Origin of the sequence: Nitratidesulfovibrio liaohensis (assembly GCF_011682075.1) — a bacterium.
Taxonomy (GTDB): Bacteria; Desulfobacterota; Desulfovibrionia; order Desulfovibrionales; family Desulfovibrionaceae; genus Cupidesulfovibrio; species Cupidesulfovibrio liaohensis.
In genome coordinates, this window is the sequence record NZ_VSMK01000240.1 from 1 (window position 1) to 4,144 (window position 4,144).

Consider the following 4,144-nt stretch of genomic DNA (forward strand, 5'->3'; position numbering starts at 1 on the left):
AAGCGCCGCGCCCAGCACGGCCAGGTCCGCGCCGCGCGCGGCCACGCCGGATGCGCCGTTGGCCAGCCCGAACACGGTGTCGTTGGTGGAGGTGTCACCGTCCACTGTCACGCGGTTGAAGGTGGCGTCCACCGCGTCGCGGAACAGGGCCTGCCAGGCGGCGGGTTCCACGTCGGCGTCGCACAGCACGGTGGCCAGCATGGTCGCCATGTTGGGGCAGATCATGCCCGCGCCCTTGGCCATGCCCACCAGGGTCACCGTGCCGCCGGAAAGCTCCACCGTGCGCGAGGCGAACTTGGGAAAGGCGTCGGTGGTCATGATGGCTTTGGCGAAATCTTCCGGGCTCTTCTTGCCAAGGTTTGCCGCAAGGTCGGGCACGGCGGCGGCCCACTTGTCCATGGCCAGTTGCGCGCCGATGACCCCCGTGGACGCGGGCAGGATGTCCTGCGGCACAAGGCCGGTGGCGGCGGCCACCAGTTCCAGCGTGGCGCGGCAGTTGGTCAGGCCTTCGTCGCCGGTGCAGGCGTTGGCCTGGCCGGAATTGATCAGCACCGCGCGGGCCTTGGGGGCGCGGGCCAGAATGTCGCGCGCCACCAGCACCGGGGCGGCCTGGAACAGGTTTTTGGTGAACACGGCGGCGGCCACGGCGGGGGTATCGCTGACCACCAGCGCCAGGTCGTCCCTACCCGACTTTCGGAACCCGGCGCCCGTGGTGGCAAAGCGGAAGCCCTTGGGGGCCGCGCAGGTGGCGGGGATTTCTCCGTTGCTGGTCGGGGACGCTGCCGGGGTGTCGTTGGTGGCCATACTGGCTCCGTGTTCGGCCCGGTGGGCCGGTTGTCGGGTGCGTGGGGTGCCCGCTGGCGCGTGGCGCCGCGCCATTCGGCGTACGGCGGACACGTGGTGCGTATTACGGGCAAGTCCCGGAAAAGTGAAGGGCGGCGCGAGAACCCCCGCTCCGGTCCATGACGGATGGCAAGCCCCGGAAGCCGGGTCTTGCAAAGGCACGTCCGCACGATCGTTTTACGGCGGCAGTGCATGCCGCCTGCGCTCGTGCGGCGCCGTCGGGTCAGCCGGAAGGCCGTCTGCCCCAACGGTCAGGGGCGGAGCGGGTATTACCCGCTCCGGTCCATGACGGATGGCAAGCCCCGGAAGCCGGGTCTTGCAAAGGCACGTCCGCACGAACATTTTACGGCGGCAGTTCATGCCGCCTGCACTCGTGCGGCGCCGTCGGGTCAGCCGGAAGGCCGTCTGCCCCAACGGACAGGGGCGGAGCGGGTAATACCCGCTCCGGTCCATGACGGATGGCAAGCCCCGGAAGCCGGGTCTTGCAAAGGCACGTCCGCACGATTGTTTTACGGCGGCAGTGCATGCCGCCTGCGCTCGTGCGGCGCCGTCGGGTCAGCCGGAAGGCCGTCTGCCCCAACGGTCAGGGGCGGAGCGGGTATTACCCGCTCCGCCCCTGACTGTGTGCGACTGTGCCGTACGGCGCGTTACGCGCCGCAGCACTTCTTGTATTTCTGGCCGCTGCCGCAGGGGCACGGGTCATTGCGGCCAACCTTGGGCTCGCCTCGTCGTTCGGGCGCGGCGGACGGGGTTTCCTTCTGCGCGCCGGAATAGTTCAGGCTCTTGGGCTCTTCCTTGTGCTTGAATTCCTGCTTCAGTTCTTCCGGCGGCGCCTGTTCCTCGCGCTGGATGCGCAGGCGGGTCAGGGCGCGGAACAGGTTTTCGCGCACGCGGAACAGCATTTCCTGGAACAGCGAGAAGCCCTCGCGCTTGTATTCCTGCTTGGGGTCGCGCTGGCCGTATCCGCGCAGGCCGATGCCGTCGCGCAGGTGGTCCATGTTCAGCAGGTGTTCCTTCCAGCAGCGGTCCACTTCTTCCAGCAGGAAGAAGCGCAGGATGTCGCGGTACACCTCGCCGGTGTCGCGCTTCAGTTCGTCCAGGATGGACAGCACGGCGCCGCGCGCGGTTTCGCGGTCGGGCAGGTTGCCATCCGTCAGGGGCAGCACGCGGGTGATGTTGAACACGTCGCGCAGGCGGGCCATGGCGTAGGCCTTGGCGTCGTCGCCCTCGCTGCCCTTGCCTTGCTCCGCGTCGCCGTAGATTTCGTCGAACAGGTCGTCCATGAACTCGACGGCGGTTTCTTCAAGGTCCGCCTCCATCATGGTTTCGCGGCGCAGGGTGTAGATGACCTCGCGCTGCTGGTTCATGACGTTGTCGTAGTCCAGCAAGGTCTTGCGGATTTCGAAGTTGTGGCCTTCCACGCGCTTCTGGGCGTTTTCGATGGCCCGGCTGACCATGCGGTTCTCAATGGGTTCGCCTTCTTCCATGCCCAGCTTCTGCATCAGGCCGGAGATGCGGTCGGACCCGAACAGGCGCATCAGGTCGTCTTCGAGCGAAAGGTAGAACCGCGAAGAACCGGGGTCGCCCTGGCGGCCCGAGCGACCGCGCAACTGGTTGTCGATGCGGCGGCTTTCATGGCGTTCGGTACCCAGGATGTGCAGGCCGCCGCTTTCGCGCACGCCTTCACCCAGCACGATGTCGGTGCCGCGGCCCGCCATGTTGGTGGCGATGGTGACCTTGCCGCGCTGGCCCGCCTGAGCCACGATTTCGGCTTCCTGCTCGTGGTGTTTGGCGTTCAGCACGTTGTGCGGCACGCCCGTCTTCTTGAGCATGGCCGAAAGCAGTTCCGACGTCTCGATGGAAATGGTGCCCACCAGCACCGGCTGGCCGCTCTTGTGCAGTTCGCCGATGGCGGCCACGATGGCCTCGAACTTTTCGCGCCGGGTGCGGTAGATGGAATCCGGGTAGTCCTTGCGGACCATGGGCCTGTTGGTCGGTATGGTGATGACCTGCAACCCGTATATCTGCTGGAATTCCACGGCTTCGGTGTCCGCCGTGCCGGTCATGCCCGCCAGCTTCTTGTACATGCGGAAGTAGTTCTGGAAGGTGATGGAGGCCAGCGTCTGGTTTTCCGCTTCAACCTTCACCTTTTCCTTGGCTTCCAGCGCCTGGTGCAGCCCGTCGCTGAAGCGGCGGCCCGGCATGAGGCGGCCCGTGAATTCGTCCACGATGACCACCTGGTCTTCGGGGGTGACGATGTAGTCCACGTCGCGCCGGAACACGTGGTGGGCCTTCAGGGCCTGCAACACGTGGTGCTGGAAGGTGATGTTGCCGGGGTCGAACAGGTTGTCGATGCCCAGCAGCTCTTCGCACTTGGCCACGCCCTCGTCGGTGAGTGTGGCGGTGCGGGCCTTTTCGTCCACGGAAAAGTGGGTTTCGGCCGAAAGCTTGGGGATGATGTCGTCCACGCGGCGGTAGAGGCCGGTGGAATCCTCCGACGGGCCGGAGATGATCAGCGGCGTGCGCGCTTCGTCGATGAGGATGGAGTCCACTTCGTCCACGATGGCGAAATTGTGTTCGCGCTGCACCAGTTGGTGCGGGTAGAACTTCATGTTGTCGCGCAGGTAGTCGAAGCCGAATTCGTTGTTGGTGCCGTAGGTGATGTCGGCGCCGTAGGCTTCCTTGCGTTCCTCGTCGGACAGGCCATGCACGATGACGCCCACGGAAAGCCCCAGGAAGTTGTACAGGCGGCCCATCCATGCGGCGTCGCGCTTGGCCAGGTAGTCGTTGACGGTGACCACGTGCACGCCAAGGCCGGAAATGGCGTTCAGCACCACGGGCAGGGTTGCCACAAGGGTCTTGCCTTCACCGGTCTTCATTTCGGCGATGCGGCCTTCGTGCAGCACCATGCCGCCCACCAACTGCACGTCGAAGTGGCGCATGTTCAGGACGCGCTTGCCCGCCTCGCGCGTCAGCGCAAAGACTTCGGGCAGCAGGTCGTCCAGGCTGCGACCGTTCTGGGCCTGTTCGCGGTATTCGGCAATGCGCGCCGGAAAGTCTGCGTCGGCAAGGGCCTGCATCTGCGGTTCAAGGGCGTTGATGGCCTCGACGCGGGTGCGGCAGCGCTTGATGTAGCGGTCGTTGGAAGAGCCGAAGATGCTTTTGAACAGGGTATCGAACATTCCTTCTCCCGAAAGGTGGGGGCGGTGGGAACGCGGGGCGGCGATGGCCGGTTGCCGCGCATAAGGCCCCGCGCGGGGCGGGGCTGGCGATGGCCGCAGGGCCGACGGACCGGTCTGCC

At 66.0% G+C, this 4,144-nt stretch carries 2 protein-coding genes; both read right to left on the reverse strand.

The genetic code is table 11. The annotated features are described in order from the left end of the window. Positions 1-804 (reverse strand): bifunctional ornithine acetyltransferase/N-acetylglutamate synthase (locus FVW27_RS09300; RefSeq protein WP_208294717.1); only part of this gene is annotated, 804 nt, incomplete at its 3' end. A gap of 686 nt (positions 805-1,490) precedes the next feature. Then, a complete protein-coding gene (gene secA, locus FVW27_RS09305; RefSeq protein ID WP_167124567.1) occupies positions 1,491-4,025 on the reverse strand; it encodes a preprotein translocase subunit SecA in 2,535 nt (844 codons plus the stop codon). Positions 4,026-4,144 lie beyond the last annotated feature (119 nt).

Bases quoted from the DNA above. Each gene is read 5' to 3' on its own strand.
- secA (WP_167124567.1), bottom strand. From the start codon at position 4,025: ATGTTCGATACCCTGTTCAAAAGCATCTTCGGCTCTTCCAACGACCGC.